The following is a 20,575-nucleotide window of genomic DNA, read 5'->3' as shown; positions in this document are numbered from 1 at the left end:
TTTTGCAAAATGAAAGCAAAAAAAGCAATATTAGTTATCATGGATGGCTGGGGATTGGGCAAAGTTAAAAGCAGCGATGCAATTCAACATGCCAAAACCCCATTTGTAAGTTCTTTATACAGTAAGTACCCTAATGCTACATTAATCACTTGCGGCGAGGATGTAGGACTTCCCGAAGGACAAATGGGAAACAGTGAAGTAGGGCATTTGAATTTAGGTGCTGGCAGGATCGTTTATCAGGAATTACAAAGAATTAATGTCGCTATTCGTAGCGGAGAATTTCAAAAAAATGAAAAACTGCTTAGAGCGATCAACTACGCCAAAACAAATAATAAACCGTTGCATCTCATTGGATTGGTAAGTGATGGTGGCGTACATTCTCATATTAACCATATCAAAGCCATTGCAGATGTTTGTAAAGCAGAAGGATTGAATAATCTGTTGATTCACGCCTTTACCGACGGCCGTGACACAGATCCAAAAAGTGGTCTTGGCTTTTTAACTGATCTTCAGAATCACCTGAATACCTCAACAGGAGCTATTGCAACCATTACAGGCCGATATTTTGCCATGGACAGAGATAAGAGATGGGAAAGAGTAAAAATTGCTTACGATGGTATGGTAAATGGCATTGGAGAAAAATCTGACGATATTTTATCTGCTGTAAAAAAATCTTATGAAGCAGGAACAACAGATGAATTCATAAAGCCGATCATCAATACAAAAGTAAAAGATGCTTCCATTAAAAATGGCGATGTTGTAATTGCTTTTAATTTCAGAACAGACCGTTGCAGAGAGATCACTGAAGTACTTACACAAAATGACATGCCTGATTTTGGTATGAAAAAATTAGACTTGCATTACACTACTATGACTCAATATGATCATACATTTAAAAACGTAAATGTTATGTTTGAAAATGATGATCTGAAAAATACATTGGGTGAAATATTACAGCAAAATAATAAAACCCAAATACGTATTGCTGAAACAGAAAAATACCCACACGTAAGTTTCTTTTTTAGTGGTGGCAGAGAGAAACCATTTGAAGGAGAAAGCAGGATCATGATCCCTTCTCCTAAAGTTGCTACCTATGATCTGCAACCAGAAATGAGTGCTTATGAAGTTGCTGCAGCTATTGTTCCCGAAATAGAAAAAGGTTCGGCAGATTTTATTTGCTTAAACTTTGCAAATGCAGATATGGTAGGCCATACAGGAGTTTGGGATGCTGTCATTAAAGCAGTAGAAACAGTGGATGCTTGTGTAGAAAAAGTAGTGACTGCTGCGCTGAAAAGCGACTATGCTGTTTTTCTTTTAGCCGATCATGGCAATGCAGATTATGAGATCAATGAAGATGGAAGTCCTAATACAGCGCATACCACCAACCTGGTGCCATTGGTAGTTATTGACAACGAATGGAAAGGCACAGTTAAAAATGGCAAATTAGGAGACATTGCACCAAGTATTTTGAAAATGATGGATCTGCCTATACCAAAAGAAATGACTGGTAACGTATTAATTTAATTTCCCCCTTATGAAAAAAAAGATCAAAGTTTTTTTACTGATTTTATTGTGTGCATTTGTTATCATTCAGTTCTTTCATCCCGCCAAAAATGAGGATACAAAACAAGATGGGGTCATAAAAGATATCGCTACAGTTTTTTCTGTTCCGGACAGCGTTAAAAATATCCTGCAGACAAGTTGTTATGATTGTCACAGTAACAGTACCAAATACCCTTGGTATGCCAGTTTTCAACCTGTAGATTGGTGGCTCAACAATCACATACAAGAAGGTAAGAAAGAACTTAATTTCAGCGAATTTGCATCATACAGAATAAGAAGGCAGTATAAAAAATTTGATGAAATAATTAAAGAAGTAAAAGAAGATGAAATGCCTTTGTCATCTTATACACTGATCCATACAGATGCCAAATTAAGCGATGGGCAAAAAAAATTGCTGATAGATTGGGCTACAGGTTTGAGAGCTCAAATGAAAGCGCAATACCCGGCAGACAGTCTTGTTAAAAAATAAAGTTATTTTATTATTTAATATACAAATAATTGATATACAATAAAATAAAATTTTCCCCTTTACTAGCCTCAACTTTTAAACACTTTCTCAAAAGCAGCAATACTTAAAAGTATTTTGTCTATATTTATAGTCTAAAATATTTATATGACCGAAGAGCAGATGCTTGCCGGATGTCTCAATAATAACGCTGCTTCTCAGGAAGTTTTGTATGCCAGATTCAGCCCCCGCATGTTAGGGGTATGTTATAGGTTTGCAAAAAACAGAGAAGATGCAGAAGACATGTTGCAGGAAGGATTTATTAAGATTTTCTCACAAATACATCAATATAGAAACGAAGGTGCTCTTGAAGGCTGGATAAGAAGAATTATTGTTCATACTTGCATAAACGTATTGAAGAAAAATAAGAAATTTTCTGATTGCGTAGATATCTCCCATGCACAAGGCCTCCACATAAAAGAAGAAAGCGTTACATCCATCATACAGGCAAAACAAGTAGTTGAATGCATACGATTGTTACCTCTTGGATATCGTACTGTATTAAATCTTTATGCAATTGAAGGATATTCACACCGGGAGATCGGTTATTTGTTAGACATTGAAGAAAGTACAAGCAGATCGCAATACACGAGAGCTAAGGTTATGCTTGAAGACATTCTAATAAAAAAGAGAATTTTGTCAAAACCAAAAGAAAAAAAACTATTGACGGCTATTGCTAAATAAACCTTATTAAACAACCAGTTTTTGCCAGATGGAAAGAAGAATGAACACAGACAATTTTGAACGCATGCTTCGGGAAAAAGCAGATGAGTTTAAAATGTACCCCTCTGCAAGAGTGTGGCATAGCATATACAACAATATGCACCCTAGCCGTCGTTGGCCTTCATTAACCATGAGTATTGTATTGATCGCATTACTTATGCTGATTGGGTATACCAATAGTGAAGTAACTCCAAATCAATCTGGTAAAATCGCTGCAAATAATATATCTTCTGAGCATAAAATATCTACTAATAACAGTTCCGAAATAGTAGCAAGTAACTTTAAAGTTACTTCTACAAAAGAAAATATCTCATCTGCAAACAATACAGCAACGCCACAATCGATTGTGCCAGTCTCTGTTAAAGTACATACGCAACAATCAATACATCCTATTAATACAAGATCGATCAATACAGCTGAGCTGAACATTAATAAAACATCAGCAAAAGAATATGCCAGCCCAAAAACTACTCATACGATAGCAATTGCGGAAAATCCTGAACTGACAAAAATTATACCTGTCAGAAATCTGCTTGAAACAGATGAAAAAGGAAATTTGGAAAATGCCTCAATTGAAAACAATAATTTGACTTCAAAAAAAGAACAAGGAAAATTGGGCTTGCAGATTTATGCCGCTCCTTCAGTTGTTTATGGAACTGAAAATTTTGAAGACAATTCATCTGCACAAAAGCCTTCAGTTGGTTTAGAAGTTGGTGCCTCTATGCAATATGCCATATTTAAAAAGCTCAAACTAAAAACCGGATTACAACTTAATTATACCAACTATAATACGCAAGGATATCAAAATCCGGATTTTTATGCCTCAAATAATATCTATGCGCCGGTAAAACTTAATAATGAAACGTATCAATTATCCTTACCAGTTGGTGTAGAATTAAAATTACTTGGAAAAGACAGATTGCATTGGGATATAGGAGCAACAATACAACCTACATACGTAATTGGAGGAGGAAATGCCTATACAGTGGCTTCCGGAAAAGCCAGCTACATCAAAGAATCATCGATGCTTAATAATTGGAACCTGAATGCCGGATTTGAAACTTTTATTACATACAAAATCAATGGTTTAACCTGGCAATTAGGGCCTCAATTCCGTTATCAGTTTATGCCTACATACAATAAGAACTTCATAATAAATGAAAATCTTGCCAATTATGGTGTTAAACTAGGTGTAAGTAAAGTATTACAATAAAACCTTCCGATAAAATTCCTCTCATCACACAATTTTTTATTTGATATTACGTTTAAGTAATATCTCATAGTAGTTAATATTTAAAAAGCCGCTGCTTCGTACCCTGCAGAGGCTTTTTTATTTTACTATACTTTACGCTAATTTTGAAAAATGAAAATTAAATTAGCCGTTGCCGCAGTAATCCTAACCTCACTTTTTTGCTGTACACAAAAAAAGCAAACAAAAGCATTCGCTGAACAGGATACACAAAAACAAAAAGCAGATTCTTTTTTCCCTGTCACATCTTTTTTAAAAGGACAATTAACAATAATAGACTCTCTGCCAATCACTCCTTTGTATAAGATAACCGTAAAGGAAAAAATGGACTCTCAGTGGTTGAAAAAGGATGAGCTGCGTAAATTTTTACAACCTTTTATGTCTTCTGAAATCAATGAAACAAATCTTACATCCTTGTTTAAGGAAACAAAATTTAGCGACTTAAGCATTAATGCGATCACTTTTACTTATGATCCTATTGCTCAATTGCCCGACTCCGTTCAATTACATCATTGGGATGTATATGTAAATCCAGAAACGGGAGTAGTGAATAAAATATATCTTGTAAAAGAATTTAAAGAAGGCAAGAAAAACATTACTCAGCAACTTACCTGGCAAACAGGTAAATATGCAAAAATTGTTTCTATCGAAACCAAGCCGGATGAATCTTCTGAAATAATGAAAGAAGAGGAAATCATCTGGAGTTTTTGATATTCGATTAAATGATGCATTACAATGACCCAAAAAGAATTCTCCTCGATTGCTGGCACTATCCCTCTTCAGCCCGGAATATATAAATATTTTGATGCTGACAGTGAATTGCTGTATGTTGGTAAGGCAAAGAGTTTACGCAAAAGAGTCAGTTCATATTTTTCAAAAACTATAGACAATGCAAAAACCAGAGAGCTTGTAAAACGAATCACTAAAATAGAATTTACCATTGTTAATGATGAACAGGATGCTTTCTTACTTGAGAACTCTTTAATAAAACAGTTTCAACCTGTTTTTAATATTAACTTAAAAGACGATAAAACTTATCCTTACATCGTTATCAAAAATGAACCGTTCCCAAGAGTTTTTTTTACAAGGAAAAAAATAAATGACGGCTCAAAATATTTTGGGCCTTACACTTCAGTAGAAAATGCCAAAGAACTACTTGCTTTTATTAAACAAACTGTTTTACTTAGAACATGTAAACTCAATCTTACAAGCAGAAATATTGAAAAAAAGAAATTCAAAGTTTGTTTGGAGTATCATTTAGGTAATTGCAAAGGTCCTTGCGAAGGACTACAAAGCGCAGAAGATTACAATGATGGCCTACAACAACTGGAAAGTATTTTAAAAGGAAATTTACAACCGGTAATTCAACATTATAAAGTATTGATGCAAGAGTATGTGCAGTTGTTAGAATTCGAAAAAGCGGCCCAGATAAAAAATAAGATCGATTACCTCTATCAATACAAGGCTAAATCAACCATTGTAAATAATAATATAGGAGATGTAGACGTATTCAGTATTTTAGAGGAGGGTGATACAGCTTATGTCAATTATCTTGCTATCAGTAACGGGACAATCGTCCAAACAAAAACCACAATCCTCAAAAAGAATCTGGATGAACCCGCCAGTGATGTGTTGATATTTGCAATAGCTCAAATAAGAAATACTTTTAGCAGTACTACAAAAGAGATCATAGTACCCTTTTTAATCGATTATCCTGAAAAGGATATCATCATTACGGTTCCCAAGGCCGGAGATAAGAAAAAATTACTCGAGCTTTCAGAAAAAAATGTGAACTACTTTAAGGAAGAGTTGAGAAGAAAAAAAATACTGCATGTAGAAAGTAAAACGTCGGAAGAGATGAACAGTATATTGAGCCAGATACAAAAAGATCTTCATTTAAGCTCTCTTCCTTCGCACATAGAGTGCTTTGATAACTCTAATTTCCAGGGGAGTTACCCTGTTTCGGCAATGGTGTGTTTTAAAAATGGATTGCCCAGCAAAAATGATTATAGAAAATTTAATGTAAAGACAGTTGAAGGCATTAATGATTTTGCGACTATGACAGAAGCTGTTTACAGGCATTATAAAAGAGTTTTAGAAGAAAAGAATCCAATCCCTCAATTAGTGATCATTGACGGCGGAAAGGGACAGTTAAGCGCTGCTATGCAAAGTATTAACAGTTTAGGCCTTGCAGGTAAAACAACAGTTGTTGGATTAGCAAAAAATGAAGAAGAGATCTTTTTCCCCGGAGATAGTCAATCTATAAAATTGGCGTGGGATAATGAAGGACTAAAGCTCATCCGAAGAATTAGAGACGAGGTACATCGGTTCGGCATTACATTTCATAGAAACCAACGCAGTAAAGGAACTTTTAAAAATGAACTGGAACAAGTAGCCGGAGTAGGAAAATCTACTATTGATACCTTATTAAAAAAATATAAATCAGTAAAGAAAATAAAGCTTTTGACAGAGGCAGAGCTTGCAGATACAATAGGTGCATCTAAAGCGGGCATCTTATTCGCCGGACTTCATAAAATCTAAACAGCCCACTCAAAAATGAATGGGCTGTAATGTTATTTTATACAACAGGATTAATAACTCCACAAATCCTGTTCATAGTTAAATATCTTTTCTTTAATGCGTTCGCCTTCTAACAATTGGAAAACACCATTTTCCTTAAGTCCTGGCATCTCTTTAAATTGTCTGTCAAACGGATTATCGATGGTACTTTTTATAATTCTACCACTGAACATACGACTTTCGAATAATTCTTCCCAACTCATTCTTGCTCCAAAGTTTTTACCGTTGTAAATTTCGTATTTAGCAAAAATTGGTCTCATATCCGGATAGTACACCCAGAATAATTCCGTTTCACCCAACACAACACCGGTAGAACCTACAACAACACTTTTTACAGGAGCTATACCCAAGATCCTCCAGAATAAACGAGATGCTTCCTTATCAAAAACAACCTCTTCTTTAATTCTGAATTTGTAGAAAGAATCTAAGTTAACTTCCGCAGTAATTTCTTTTGTACCAGTTTGAACACCTAATGAATCAAAAATAGGTACTGAGACTTTACCACCAGAAATTTTCTGAGCAACCTGAGAAATAGTTAATGGAGTGGTGAATCTATCATCAATCGCATCAAAAACTGTAACAGCACTATCTTGTATTGCTTTCATCAAGATAGAAATAAAGCGCTGGTTACCATTATTCTCATCAGCAGCATACATGAATGGCAAATTGATCTTTTCTCTTGCATCAATCTCTCTCCATATTTTTTGACGATAAACGGCATCATCTACTCTTAAATGTTCGTAATCCAAAGGCAATCTATCTTTAATATCCTTTGAATCTACCGCCTCATCTCTGCGAAGAGATTTTTTCACTACTCTGATAGGTAAACTATCAACTGTAGGAGGAGCAGCAGCAGGTGCAGGAGCTACTACAGCTGTTGCCAAAGAGTCAACGCTTGCAGTAGGAGATATCTTTGCCTTTGTTTTTGATTTAGTTGTTTTACGGGTCGTCGTACCGGTACGCTTAGTAGCAGAACGACCTTTCTTTTGTGCATCCGCTATATTTACGACTAAACACAAACAAAAAGAAATCAAAAAATATTTAACCAAATGCTTCTTCATAGCACGAATTTTTTACAAAATTAATATAACACAATACCAACACCTTGAATTGTACGTTGCTTACCATCCGGGCCTTGAACTTTTACATTATCAAATGTAATAGCACTACCAGGACCACAACGTTGCATATACGCACTTAACGAACTAAGATTGTTTCCTGTTAATGTAGCAGTTTGCACATTACCAAAGTTTGCACCAGAGAAATATACAGTGGCACTTACTACACTAAATCTTGCATCGAAGTCAAAGTTTTCCAGATCAGCACGACAGAACTGTTGATTTTTAAAGGCAACAGAAGCCATTCTTGTTCCACCCGGACCTACTTTAAATACAGGGTTAGGAATTTCTTTTACTCTGAATTCGAAACTGCTTGTTTTACCGTCAGCAGTTACATTGATGGTAGCTTTACCCGGAGTTGATACAGATACTACTCTGTTTCCGTTACTTCCGCTAAGGGTACCACCTGTCATTGAAACAGTTGTTTTATCCCAACCTGTACCTGATGAAATGGTAATAGGGTTTGGTACACCAATATAAAACACATTCATTTTGTCAAGCATGATAGCTGCTCCACCCGGAGTACCCACTACATATTTAACTTCAGAAGTAGCAGTTTGATCCACGCCATTCTGATCTTTATAATGAATAGTTACCGGAATAGATCTTGAGCCTGCACCACTAACAGTAGTTTTGTAAGTTCCTTTACCATCTATTACGGCTACAGATGAACCACCTATAGATATTTGAGGAGCTGCAGCAGAGCTATAAGCGCCCACACCTGCAGTAACTTCCAATTCCTGACCTGGCATTAAGTAGTTAGAACTTTGCCCAACTAATACACCGAATTTATCAAACCGAACTTTTACCTCACCAATTTTACTGTGACAAAATGAAGCTACCTGGTTTTCAGCATTTTTGATATTATTTTGAAATTTACTCAAAATAGTTAATGCAGCCACCGTAGGCGTCATATGAAAATATGCATTGGTGAAATCTTTTTTTGTTCCATCCTGACCAATTGGAGGAGAAGCATCTACTGGAAAATTTTGTTCAAATTTTTCTTTGATTTCAGGATCTATTGCAAGAATAGCTTTCTTAAAATCTTCCAATTTTTGTTTTAATTCAGGACCCTTTTTCTTTCCGTGCTCGCCATCACCAAATAAACGTGTAGCAGCATCAAGATTATCTTCTTTGAAAGTTTCTTTTCCGTCAACTAATGCCAACCCTGATTCTACTTTCAATTCTTTTTTAAGATCGTTTAAGTAAGCATCCATTTCATCAGCCAGTTTATGTGCTTGCTCGGCTTTTGGTTGCCAAACTTTAGCCATTTCTGCTGATTTAGGATCCGTTAACTTTTCTTCTAATGATTTGTATAAAGTTGAGCTTGCGTTGGTAAGGTTCAAGTTTGAATTGATCAAACTTTTATCCACCACTTTAAAGGCATTTAAGATTTCACTTGATACGTTCATGGCTAACAAGGCTGTTAGTACCAGGTACATCAAGTTAATCATCTTCTGCCGGGGCTCTTTAGGTAAAGCCATAAATAATTAATATTTTGATATTGTTAATTGAATATTGTTGAATCCATCTTGAAAATTGACAATCGTCAATTGACAATATTATCTTCCTTGCATTGCACTTAGCATATTTCCGTATACTGAGTTCAATTTACCCAAGTTAGTAGCCAAAGCACCAATTTGTTCTTTTGCTTTATTTGCATCATCAACACTACTCATCATAGCCTGACTAGCTTCAGCCATTTTACCGTAGAAGCCATTTAATGCTTTAAGGTGATTGTTACTTTCTTTCAATTCCAATTCATAAATAGTATTTAAAGAACCTAAGTTTTTAGTCAATACCTGAACTTGTTCGTGGAACCCTCTTGCACTTTCAGATGCATTGTTGAACGAAGCCATTGTATTAGCGCTATTAGTGAATGCTGTAGACATTGAACCAATTGCAGCTGTAGCTTCTTTAGTTTTTGCTCCAAAATCGCTGGTAGATTTTACCACATCTCCAATTTCAGTCATACCACCTACAGTAGCACCTAATTTTTGGAAACCTTCGCTTAATTTTTTCATGTTTGCAGGAGTAATATCTGCTTCCTGTAACATTTTGTCCATACTTTTTAAGGCAGGGTTACCGCTTTCAGCAGCAGCAGCCGCTGGCATTGGAGCTTCTGGAGGAGGAGCAAACACATATAATAATGCATATCCTAAGAAGATCACAGACTCAGTATATAAACCAATTTTTAACCAGATATCAGCACCCGGAGCATGGGTGATTTTGAAAAGTGCTCCTAGTAATACCGGCACTGCAGCCGCAGAAACAAAAATGTTAAGAATACGATCGATTGGACGAGATTGACCAGCTGCCATAGTTTTTAAAATTTAGATTTTTTGATTGAGAGTTATTATAGTTTTTAATTTAAAAGCAATCGTTAATACATTACACACACAGCCATCCACACGAATGAACAAGGTTCATAAGTTATGCAAAATGCATTGTTAGTTTTGGAAACACTTCTTCTTTTCTTCTATTTTTTACCTTTAGGAGACGGAGGCAAATCGATCACACAACGGAAACCGATATAGCATTTCGATGTATCCTGATACTCATAGTTACGAGTACTGGTTTGCAAGAAATACCCAACATCTTTCCAGCTTCCACCACGAACTACCTTACGTTTCATACGTGGAGGATCAGTATCTTTTGCATTCCAACGAATATCCGGATTCATATCATGTTGAAAATTATAACCACCTTCATAATATAGAGAAGAAGTCCATTCTGATACGTTACCGGCCATATTATACAAACCGAAATCATTTGGCCAATATGCATCCGCTCTTACAGTGTAAAAACCTCCATCTTCTGGATAATTTCCACGACCAGGTTTGAAGTTAGCTAACAAACAACCTTTTCTATTTCTTAAGTAAGGACCACCCCAAGGAAATTGAGCTTGAGAACGGCCACCACGAGCAGCATATTCCCATTGTGCTTCTGTAGGTAATCTGAAATCAGATTCAGCAGAACGTTTTTTGCTCTCTAGGAAAGAATTCAAATAATGAGTTCTCCACTCACAAAAAGCAGTTGCTTGCTTCCAGGTTACACCCACCAAAGGATAGTTACCAAATGCAGGGTGACTAAAATATTTTTTAGCCATTGGCTCATTGTAAGAATAAGAGAAATCTCTAACCCATGACAAAGAGTCCGGGTAAACCATGATATCTTTTTTTACGATAAATTTTGAACGGGGAACAGAAGCGTTTTCTCTTTTAGCAGCTTCTTTATAATCGAATATTTCTGAATGATAAACGATCTTAGACGGGTCTAGTTCTTTTTTACCAAAAATCCTATTGTCCGGTGTAACGATCATAGCATCGATCTTTTCCAACGTTGCTTTATCACCCCATTTAATAGTAGCAGCTTTCTTCCAATCTATATATTCATTACCATCAGCACCTTGTTTGATATATCCCATTTGCTTTGCAGCAATAGAATCTCTTACCCAATAGGTAAACTGACGATATTCATTATTGGTAATTTCTGTAGCATCCATCCAAAAACCACTGATAGACACTTGTTTGTTACGTGCAGTATAGGCATAGTTAACATCTTCATCACTAGGCCCCATGTGGAAAGTTCCTGGTGGGATATACACCATTCCGGGAGGTTTTGGTAAACTCCAGTGTGATGCCGGAGCAACACCATGTAATTGCCCGTCATTAGGTAAGTTTTTACCTTTCTTATTTTTACCAAGCATTTTACAACTTGATAACGATGCGATAGAGACTACCGCCACAAGAATTAGCAACCGATTCTTCATTGTTATAACATTGAGAGTTAATGAACAAATGTAATGATTATTTTCGTTTCCGAACAAATTTCACTACTTAATTAGGATATTTTTGCGATAACGTTTGCATTATCACGTCCAAGTGAAACGGTATTTGGATGAAAATATTGTGCCTGATCATTCGAAATAATCAGTCTTTTCAATGATTTTCATTAATTCTTCAACACTGGTGAAAGGAGCTAGACACATATAATTTTTACACAAATAAATAAATGTTAAACTTTTCGAAAATTTGCCTGTTGAAATAGGGAAGTCATTATCACCATCAACCGCACACATCAAAACCTTATTTGGTATATAATTTTTATGAATATGTTTGCCCCAAAAGCCTGCATCAGGCCCACTTACAGTGATTTCATTGATGCTTGTAACCAAACCAAAGATCAACATTGCCCAATTGCCAAATGAAGTAGGATATTTGACAACCATTTCCTTTAACGTTTTTACCATCAATTCTGCCTGTTTTCCCCATTCCGAATTATTGTAAACCAATGCAAGATGCTGAATGTTTTTTGCCATTATCGCATTTGCGGAAGGCATGGCTCCATCGTATATTTCTTTTTTCCTGATAACAACATCTGTTTGGTGCAGATTTGTAAAGTAAAAGAATGCATTTTCTTCGTCGATAAAGTTCTCAATGACATAATTACAATAATTATGTGCAGTATGTAAATACGCAGGATCAAATGTCAGCTCATAAAGCGCTATACATGCCTGTATGAAATAGGCATAATCATCTAAAAAAGCCGGGTATTTTACAATACCATTTTTACAAGTATGATACAACTCAAAAGAATCGTTATCCTTTTTGAAGTTTTTTATAATGAAGTTGTAATTGTTTTTCGCTAATATATAATACTGCTCATCCTGCAATACTGCTGCCGCTTTGGCAATAGCATGAAGCATTAAAGCATTCCAACTTAAAATGATCTTATCATCCAATCCCGGCCTCACCCTGGTATTGCGAAACTCCAGTAATCGTTGCCGGCTATTTTCAATTAAATCGTTAAACGCAGAAACTGTAAGATCATGCTTTTTCACAAATTCCTCCGTCGGCAATAAAATTCTGAGGATATTTTTGTGCTCCCAATTCCCTTCTTCAGATACATCAAAATATTCACAAAAAATAGCCGCATCTTCACCCAAAATATTATCTATTTCTTGTTTTTGCCAGACATAATATTTACCTTCTTCCCCTTCGCTATCTGCATCAAGCGCCGCATAGAAACCTCCTTGACTATTCATTAATTCTTGTTGAACAAATGAAATTGTCTTTTCTATTGCTGCTCTGTATCTTTCACTTTTTGTGATCTGGTACGCATCGCATAATACATTTACAAGTAACGCATTATCATATAACATTTTTTCAAAGTGAGGGGCCAGCCATTCCGCATCTGTACTATATCTGGCAAGGCCTCCGGCCAAATGATCGTAGATACCCCCCTGCAACATTTTATCAATTGACAAAATAGCTTGTGTCAATGCAGTTTCATTTTTTGTAAAATGATAATATTGCAATAAATACTGAATAGTAAATGTTTGCGGAAACTTGGGTGCTCTGCCAAAGCCTCCCCACTCCTTATCTGCCGAAACCATGATATTATTGAAAATAGTATCACAATGACTTTTGTCAAATACTTTTTCGGTTTGATCTGGTACGATATTTTTCGGCTGGGCCAGATCGTTAGTTTTATGCAGATAAGCCAATAGATTTTCTGCCTGCGATTCTATCTCATGCTTTCTATCTTTCCATGCCTGCGCCACTCCATGCAGTACCTCTGTCCATGATGAACGATTGAAAGCATTTACCGGAGGAAAATAAGTCCCCCCATAAAATGGTTTTTTATCAGGGGTCAGAAACACATTTAAAGGCCACCCTCCGCTGCCCGAAATAGCCTGCACTGCATCCATATAAATAGCGTCGAGATCAGGCCTTTCCTCTCTGTCAATTTTTATATTGACAAAATGATCGTTCATTATTTTGGCTACTGCTGCATTTTCGAAACTTTCATGTTCCATTACATGACACCAATGACAAGCCGAATAACCAATACTTACTAATATGGGTTTGTCTGATTCTTTTGCTTTTTGCAACGCCTCCTCTCCCCATGCGTACCAATCCACCGGATTGTATGCATGTTGTAAAAGATAAGGACTTGTTTCCTTGATTAACCTATTGGGAATTTGCTGAGACATAAAAGGATTACCCGAAGGATGAACGTCTCCGGAATTTGATTTTTTGTTGATACAAATGTACCATCAACAAACTTATACGAGGTGTATTATTTCTTTTTTTGTCCTGATAAGAATAGCTCTAATGCACTCACCATACTAGGAGCCTGTGGTTGAGGAGCTTTAATATCAAGCACTAAACCTGCTTCTTCAGCTGCCTTAGAGGTATTAGCACCGAATGCACCTATTTTAGTACCATTCTGTTTATACTTAGGAAAATTTTCTAACAAACTTTTTACGCCGCCTGGAGTAAAAAAGCAGATAACATCATATTTACGATCTACTACTTCCTTAATATCATTGCTTACTACATTGTATAAAACCGGTCTTGCATATTCGCAATTATTGGCTTTCAACCAGTTTGTAATTTCGCTATCAAAGGATTGCGAACATGGATACAGAAATTTTTCGTTGTCTTTATGTTTATTGATCACATCAAACAAACTTTTGTTAGTGCCATCAGCTCCGTAAAAAACTTTACGTTTCCTGTATAAAATAAATTTCTGAAGATATAGTGCTATTGCTTCTGTAATGCAATAATATTTAGTGTCCTGAGATACAGTGATCTTCATCTCTTCGCAAATACGGAAGAAATGATCAATTGCATGACGACTGGTAAAAATTACAGCTGTAAAATTTACCATGTCAACTTTTTGCTTCCTGAATTCTTTCGCAGGAATCCCTTCAATGATAATGAATGGATGAAAATGTAGCTCAATATCATGCTTCTTTGCCAAGTCAAAGTACGGAGACTTTTCGCCTTCAGGCTTAGGTTGAGTAATGAGTACTTTTTTTATTGATCCGGCCTTTGCTCCTGTATTTTTATCCCCTATTTTAGCCATGTGCAATTATAAGTTTTCCTATCGTACTGCAAAGTTAGAGATTTTTATTTAATAAAACCATCAAGCCTTTGTAAATGAGTAGCAGGGGAATTATTTCCACTCCGGCGATATATAAAAGAAAATGAAACCTACTGACTTTTAATTTATTCTGTAACAATCCATAAGATCTGACAAACCTGAGAATCAACATCAATGAAACCAGCAATAAAGAGATCAATACAGCACTGCTTGCTAATGCTTCGGTCGAAAAAGCTATCACGGTAATAAAAGGTAACAGAAAAATCCCCAAGATCTTATTTATAAGAAATACCACAAATATATATGTATTGGTTACCTCCCGCTGCCCTGTAAGCCAACCTGTAAACTTAATGGTAAGATACTTACCGGTATATATCAATGCTATTGCCAGCACACATAGTGCCAGCTGAAACAAGAGACCTGATCCACCCAACCATTTGAAATGGTATAACAAAAAATAGAGATATACCCCTCCTGATAAAACAAAGAAAACATTGAAAAATAATGAAGGCAACTTTGCCTGCAACAATTGATCTGTAAGTTGGCTCTGCCTTAGCGATGTATTAAAAAACACCCTGAAAAGATTATTGAAATACCTAGCATAGGAAAATTTAAAGAATGCCAGAAAAAATGCCATCCCGGCAATCAAATAAAAATAAATGGCCTGGTCATTATCAATCTTTTTGGGAAGTGCTGTAAGCGCTATAGATTGGCTTTTATGATTTACTAAAATGTTCTTTGCCAGAAAACTATCCAATTTTGCCTTGTACTTAATCCCACTTGTAAGCAATATTGTGTCTTGTGTAAAATTCAATAAGGAATTTTTTGCTAAGAATTGGTTGATAGGGTTAGTGCTTATGGTATCGTGTAAAACAGTGTCCTGTTTAATTAACGAAGAGTCTGCCGTTTGTGAAAAGAGAAAAACAGGCGCCGCAATAAAAAGCAAAAAAAATAATACTACCTGTTTCAAAAGAAATAATTTTATGCTGCAAAAATATAGATGATTAAAGGATAATAGACAGTATTTGATATATTTTTAAAAATAATTGATATAACCAAAATGTATTTTCGCTGCTTGACGAAAATCCTGTTTTATGTCATTTCGTTTACCTATGGCAAAACTAATATTTAATAAACCTAGTTTAGTTTCAAAGGCCAGTCCTGCCCCAGAAGAAATAAAATTATTATTTACGTTGATAGACTGATAATGATTTTTCACCCATCCGGCATCCACAAAAGCAAACAAATACGAATTAAGCCCCAACAGATACCTATACTCTGCCGTGGCTACACCATACTGGGTAGCATAAATACTTTCCTCATCAAACCCTCTTAATATTTTATATCCACCTATTTGAAACAATTCGTTGCGAAAGGTATTCTCGCTATTATACAGTCCTGTATTTAATACTGCTTTTAGTGTACTTAATTTACCCAAAGGGAAAAAGTGTGCTGCAGATATTTTTACTCTAAACTGATATGTTTTAAGTTTCAATGAATCGTATAAAGATCCGTAGTCAAACAAAGGGTCTTTTAAACTCAGCACATCATTATTCTTTGTAATTTTTTTTACCCCGACAGATGCCGTCAATTTCAATTCATTTCCCTTTATCGGGTTATAGAGATAATTGGTATTATTCCATTCGTAATCCAAACCCACATTAGTAGCACTAACATCAATATTCAACGGTAACTGCTTAGTAGCTTTTACCTGATCGGTATCTACACCAGACGAAAGCAATACACTACTTTGTTGTTGAAAAAATATTTTACCCGATTGATTGGCAGATAAAAGATATTGCAACCCAAGTTGAGTATTTAATTGTATAAAAGTTGAATCTTTTTTAAATAGGTTAAATGAAAAATCAATGCCAAAAGGAGACCTGAAAATATAAGGTTGTTGAAAACCAATATTCAATCGGGGAGATTTTGCCTGCAATTGCTGCCAGTTAAGCAAAAGCGTTTCGCCATGTGCCAACACATTTTTCAAATTCAAATTAACATCACCGGTAAAACGAAGTTTTCCCGTTTGGTTATCTGCAGGCAAAAAGCCAACCAAAAAATTTATCTGGCTGCTTGGCTTGGGTTGTAAATAAAGATTCAGAATAGAACCTGTGCCCAAGAGTGTAATATCAGAAGGTTGTTGTTCCTGGAGGTATGGTAAGTTTAATAATCGTTTACCAACATTTTGCAACTTTTCTCTGCTATAAATACTTGAGTTTTTTATGCCTAAATATTGCTGTAAAAAAACATTAGAGATTTTCGCTTTCCCATATACCCTGATACTGTCTATGTGATACAAAACACCTTTATCTATTTTAAGTGTTGCTGTCATGGCCACATCGTTAAAGCTGATACTATCTAAATAAGTTGAAGCAAAGGGGTATCCATTATTTTCATAGTAATTCAAGATCCCTTGTTGCAGCTTTTGAATTTGCAAAACATCAAGCGATCGTTCCGAATTACCCACAACTGAAAAAAGCTTTTTATCTCCTCCATCAATATGTAGTTTTATCTTTTGAAATTGTTTGCCTACATATAATTGTATGATTGCAAAACCGGCATAATAAGCCACACTATCTACTGATGCTACAGGATATCCTTTGGAATGCAATAATCCGGGTAGTTGATTGATATAATTTACACAAGCAAGATTATTGCTAAAGCTGGTAGTTAATTTTAACGACTGCGGATTGAAGAGTGTATCTTTATCGACAAAATTTATTTTAAGTTGATATTGAGCAGTGGACTTGCTAAAAATAAACAGGCAGACAATTAGTATAATTGATAATTGACGATTAATGACCCATGATTTGTTTACTTTGTTTATCATTCCTTGCTCCTGCTGTCAATATTAAATATTAAATACTAAACCAAAAATTATATTGTCAGGAATTTATATTCATATCCCCTTCTGCAAGCAGGCTTGCCATTATTGCAACTTTCATTTTTCTACTTCCTTAAAACAGAAAGATGAACTGATAGCCGCCTTGATAAAAGAGATAACACTTACTTCTCCTGCAGAAGAAGACAAAGATATTGAAACCTTGTACTTTGGCGGCGGCACACCCAGTATCATATCTATAGATGACCTGCAATTAATTTTTGATGCTCTGCAACAAAAGTTTACATTTTCTAACACGATCGAGATCACATTAGAAGCCAACCCCGATGATATCACTGATGAAAAATTACAACAATGGAAGTCTATAGGTATTAATCGGTTCAGCATCGGCATACAATCATTCATTGAAGAAGAATTGAAATGGATGAACAGGGCTCATACGGCAGCCGAATCGCTGATATGTATTGACAAGATCAGAAATGCAGGATTTGAAAATTTTTCTGTTGATCTGATCTATGGCTCTCCAATTTTAACAAACGAGCAATGGCAGAAAAACGTAGCAATAGTTACAGAAAAAAATATTCCGCATATCAGCTGTTATGCCTTAACGGTAGAACCTAAAACAGCATTGGATAAATTAATTGCACAGCATAAAAAAGCCCCGGTAGATGCAGAGAAACAGGCAGAACAATTTTCTTTGTTAATGGATTGGATGAATGCTGCAGGATATGAGCATTATGAGATCAGCAATTATGCAAAGCCAGGATTTCGCAGTAAACACAACAGCAGCTACTGGCAGCAAAAAAAATATTATGGCTTTGGTCCATCAGCGCACTCATTTGATGGAAAAAGCAGGCGATGGAATATTTCCAATAACGCTGTATACATTCAATCTTTACAAAACGATGCATTGAGCTTCGAAGAAGAAATACTTACCGAGACTCAGGCATTAAATGAATACATTATGACATCGTTGAGAACTATGGAAGGGCTGAACTTAGAGCATGTCAGTTTAAAATTTGGAAAGGATAAAAGTGAAAAACTAAAAGTGAAAAGTGAAAAATGGAAAGGCAAAATAAAGTACATCAATACATCGATCTGTCTTACGAATGAAGGCAAACTGTTTGCAGATGGAATAGCAGCTGATCTGTTTTTTTGATTTACACCAAACTCTCTTCAATAATTTTAAACCCTTCTTCCGCATCCAAACCTTCCCACAAAATACGGTACACCGTTTCGGCAATTGGCATGGGCGCTTTTACAGTTTGATTGATGAGATACATACATTTACTGGCATTGTAACCTTCTGCCACCATGCTCATTTCTAACTGGGCTGCTTTTACAGAATACCCCTTACCAATCATGTTACCGAAAGTACGGTTACGGCTAAAAAGAGAGTAGCAGGTTACTAACAGATCCCCAAGGTAAACGGAAGCCGAGTAGTTGGCCGGATGTTGAATGTTGGATGTTGGATGCTCTGCATGAGGGATAATGGTCGATTTTTTCAGGAAGCCTCCCATCTCATCTGCACTGTTTGCGATGAGCACACTTAAAAAATTATCACCATACTCTAAGCCATGTGCTATACCGGCACCAACAGCATAAATATTTTTTAAGATGGCCGCATACTGCACACCATAAATATCATTGTTCTCAACAGTATTTAAATAATCTGTTTTGAAATATTTTGTTATCTCGTGGGTGGCATTCTTATCGATACCGGAAAAAGTCAGATAAGATAATTTTTCAGCGGCTACCTCTTCGGAATGACAAGGGCCGAGTACTGCAAAATAATTTTCAAGCAGCACATTGAATTCATCTTTTAAATAATCATTCAACAATAAATTATGCTCAGGCAAAATACCTTTTATTGCACTGATTATTTTTTTACCTGAAAAGATATTTCTATCAAGCTCTTGCAGAGTAACTGTAGCATAAGCAGACGGCACTGCAATAACAACACAATCAGAATGATTGATCACATCAGCCACATTAGTGGTTAATTTAATTTTATTGAGATCGAAATATGCTGTACTTAAATAGTGGGGATTGTGTCTGCGTTTTTTGAATTGCTCGATTGCCTTTTCACTTCTATTGTACCAATAAATCGTTTGCCCATTATCGGTTAAAATTTTCGCCAGGGCTGTGCCCCAACTACCACTGCCTATAATTCCAAAGGTCATTTGTTTTGTCGTTTGAAACGTTGAAGTCGTTTAATGGTTTAAAACGTTTAACGTTGATTAAATTCGTTACCTCATTGAGTTTTAGATGATTCTTTAAACTTATAGCGCTTTGTTTAAAATAAACATTAATCGTTTTAAGCCATTGAACGCTATTTTACAACCCTAATTTCTCCACCGCTAATTGAGCTGCAATCTGACTGGCATCTTTTTTATTATATCCTTTCCCCTTCGCCACTAACTCTCCATCAACAGTTGCGCCAATGGTAAACAATCGTCTGCCATTTTGAAATACTTCTTCCAAAGTTTCAAAATCCAATACTTTTCCATTTTTGTTTGCCCAGCCATACAACCTATTCTTAATGTTTATTTCAATCCCCTCGAGATCGTCGATGAACATATGTGTAAGAATGATATTTTTTTCAACCCATTTCTGAGTTTTTTTATACCCTTTATCCAAATAAACAGCACCGATCAAGGCTTCTAAAGTATTCCCGAAAATTTGAGAAATTTTTAAGGCACTATCAAACTTATTATAGATGGTTATTTTTTTCAACCCCATTTTTACCCCGACATCATTCAACTGCTGACGATTTACCATTTTACTCCTCATTTCGGTCAAGAACCCTTCGCCTTTATAAGGATACTTCATAAAAAGGTAATGCGCTACTATGGAACTCAGAACCGCATCGCCTAAAAATTCAAGGCGTTCATTATTTTCATCTGCACCTTCTCTTACTGAACGGTGACTTAACGCCGTAGTATACAAGTCTAATTTACCGGGAGCAAATCCCAATACATTAGTGAGTTGCTTTTTAAACTCTTTGCTTTTAGCGGTACCTGGTAAAATGTTTTTAAGAAAATCCACGAAAATTAATAATAATTTAAACCGAAATTACTGCTTTTAGCGTAATAACA

The 20,575-nt window shown here is 35.7% G+C and carries 17 protein-coding genes; 7 read left to right on the top strand and 10 right to left on the bottom strand.

Features of this window, described 5'->3' with window-relative positions; translation table 11 throughout:
• Positions 1-9 precede the first annotated feature (9 nt).
• From gpmI to uvrC, 6 genes are all read left to right on the top strand, one after another.
• Entirely contained in the window at positions 10-1,524 is a 1,515-nt protein-coding gene (gene gpmI, locus LK994_RS06705; protein ID WP_229762126.1) for a 2,3-bisphosphoglycerate-independent phosphoglycerate mutase, read from the top strand.
• A 10-nt stretch (positions 1,525-1,534) separates the two neighbouring features.
• Positions 1,535-2,032, top strand: a complete 498-nt coding sequence (locus LK994_RS06700) for a heme-binding domain-containing protein (RefSeq protein WP_229762125.1) — start codon at positions 1,535-1,537, stop codon at positions 2,030-2,032.
• Between the two features lie 144 nt (positions 2,033-2,176).
• Positions 2,177-2,752: an RNA polymerase sigma factor gene (locus LK994_RS06695; RefSeq protein ID WP_229762124.1), complete on the top strand. Its 576-nt coding sequence runs from the start codon at positions 2,177-2,179 to the stop codon at positions 2,750-2,752.
• A gap of 28 nt (positions 2,753-2,780) precedes the next feature.
• The gene (locus tag LK994_RS06690; protein ID WP_229762123.1) at positions 2,781-4,004 is read left to right on the top strand and encodes a hypothetical protein; all 1,224 of its coding nucleotides are present in this window, start codon (positions 2,781-2,783) and stop codon (positions 4,002-4,004) included.
• Positions 4,005-4,154: 150 nt separating this feature from the next.
• Positions 4,155-4,751: a hypothetical protein gene (locus tag LK994_RS06685; RefSeq protein ID WP_229762122.1), complete on the top strand. Its 597-nt coding sequence runs from the start codon at positions 4,155-4,157 to the stop codon at positions 4,749-4,751.
• Positions 4,752-4,775: 24 nt separating this feature from the next.
• Positions 4,776-6,581: an excinuclease ABC subunit UvrC gene (uvrC, locus tag LK994_RS06680; RefSeq protein WP_229762121.1), complete on the top strand. Its 1,806-nt coding sequence runs from the start codon at positions 4,776-4,778 to the stop codon at positions 6,579-6,581.
• A 50-nt stretch (positions 6,582-6,631) separates the two neighbouring features.
• Here uvrC and porN read toward each other — a convergent pair whose 3' ends face one another.
• The 8 genes from porN to LK994_RS06640 form a co-directional block, all read right to left on the bottom strand.
• Positions 6,632-7,681 (bottom strand): type IX secretion system ring subunit PorN/GldN, encoded by a 1,050-nt coding sequence (gene porN / locus LK994_RS06675; RefSeq protein ID WP_229762120.1) that lies wholly within the window; start codon positions 7,679-7,681, stop codon positions 6,632-6,634.
• Between the two features lie 20 nt (positions 7,682-7,701).
• A complete protein-coding gene (gene porM, locus LK994_RS06670; protein ID WP_229762119.1) occupies positions 7,702-9,222 on the bottom strand; it encodes a type IX secretion system motor protein PorM/GldM in 1,521 nt (506 codons plus the stop codon).
• Positions 9,223-9,300: 78 nt separating this feature from the next.
• Positions 9,301-10,059, bottom strand: coding sequence for a type IX secretion system motor protein PorL/GldL (gene porL / locus LK994_RS06665; RefSeq protein WP_229762118.1), 759 nt, complete (start codon positions 10,057-10,059; stop codon positions 9,301-9,303).
• Between the two features lie 158 nt (positions 10,060-10,217).
• Positions 10,218-11,510 carry a T9SS ring complex lipoprotein PorK/GldK gene (porK, locus tag LK994_RS06660; RefSeq protein ID WP_229762117.1) on the bottom strand — a complete coding sequence of 431 codons (1,293 nt, stop codon included), beginning with the start codon at positions 11,508-11,510 and terminating at the stop codon, positions 10,218-10,220.
• 147 nt (positions 11,511-11,657) lie between these two features.
• Positions 11,658-13,736, bottom strand: coding sequence for a thioredoxin domain-containing protein (locus tag LK994_RS06655; protein ID WP_229762116.1), 2,079 nt, complete (start codon positions 13,734-13,736; stop codon positions 11,658-11,660).
• Between the two features lie 86 nt (positions 13,737-13,822).
• Positions 13,823-14,614, bottom strand: coding sequence for a uroporphyrinogen-III synthase (locus LK994_RS06650; RefSeq protein ID WP_229762115.1), 792 nt, complete (start codon positions 14,612-14,614; stop codon positions 13,823-13,825).
• 34 nt (positions 14,615-14,648) lie between these two features.
• Complete coding sequence (locus tag LK994_RS06645; protein WP_229762114.1) at positions 14,649-15,602, bottom strand: DUF4271 domain-containing protein; 954 nt, start codon at positions 15,600-15,602, stop codon at positions 14,649-14,651.
• A 66-nt stretch (positions 15,603-15,668) separates the two neighbouring features.
• Positions 15,669-17,465, bottom strand: coding sequence for a ShlB/FhaC/HecB family hemolysin secretion/activation protein (locus LK994_RS06640; protein ID WP_229762113.1), 1,797 nt, complete (start codon positions 17,463-17,465; stop codon positions 15,669-15,671).
• Positions 17,466-17,517: 52 nt separating this feature from the next.
• Between LK994_RS06640 and hemW the strand changes: the two genes are divergently transcribed.
• Complete coding sequence (gene hemW, locus LK994_RS06635; protein ID WP_229762112.1) at positions 17,518-18,636, top strand: radical SAM family heme chaperone HemW; 1,119 nt, start codon at positions 17,518-17,520, stop codon at positions 18,634-18,636.
• A 1-nt stretch (position 18,637) separates the two neighbouring features.
• Here hemW and LK994_RS06630 read toward each other — a convergent pair whose 3' ends face one another.
• Together LK994_RS06630 and rnc are read right to left on the bottom strand one after the other, a co-directional pair.
• Positions 18,638-19,660: an NAD(P)H-dependent glycerol-3-phosphate dehydrogenase gene (locus LK994_RS06630; protein WP_229762111.1), complete on the bottom strand. Its 1,023-nt coding sequence runs from the start codon at positions 19,658-19,660 to the stop codon at positions 18,638-18,640.
• A gap of 154 nt (positions 19,661-19,814) precedes the next feature.
• A complete protein-coding gene (rnc, locus tag LK994_RS06625) occupies positions 19,815-20,525 on the bottom strand; it encodes a ribonuclease III (protein WP_229762110.1) in 711 nt (236 codons plus the stop codon).
• Between the last annotated feature and the right edge of the window lie 50 nt (positions 20,526-20,575).

Origin of the sequence: Ferruginibacter lapsinanis, assembly GCF_020783315.1 — a bacterium.
Taxonomy (GTDB): domain Bacteria; phylum Bacteroidota; class Bacteroidia; order Chitinophagales; family Chitinophagaceae; genus Ferruginibacter; species Ferruginibacter lapsinanis.
The sequence above is the reverse complement of the archived record's forward strand: the minus strand, read 5'-3'. Positions and strand labels throughout refer to the sequence as shown.